Below are 302 nucleotides of genomic sequence, written 5' to 3'. Positions count from 1 at the left end.
CTATAATCCGTGGATGGCAATGCACTGGCTGATTACAGGAAAAACGTTGGGTGGAATGCAGTTCTGGCCGAAAGATCAGGTTTTGGATAAGTTTACAGCCCTTCAATTATACACTTCTGGAAGCGCTTGGTTTTCTGGTGAAGAAAAAGACAAAGGAAAATTAATCAAAGGAATGTATGCCGATTTTTCTGTTTTATCTGAGGATTATTTCAATATTTCAAATGATAAAGTACGAGAAATTGAATCTGATTTAACGATCGTTAATGGCAAAATTGTTTACGGAGCAAGAGAATTTAAATCAC

At 36.1% G+C, this 302-nt stretch carries 1 protein-coding gene; it reads left to right on the top strand.

Annotation, left to right across the window (positions count from 1 at the left end):
* On the top strand, positions 1-302 hold a 302-nt coding region (locus tag SCA31_RS22895; protein WP_410699336.1), incomplete at both ends, for an amidohydrolase family protein.

The organism is Chryseobacterium sp. SIMBA_028, assembly GCF_046535285.1.
Taxonomy (GTDB): domain Bacteria; phylum Bacteroidota; class Bacteroidia; order Flavobacteriales; family Weeksellaceae; genus Chryseobacterium.
This window is presented reverse-complemented; position numbering and strand designations above follow the sequence as displayed.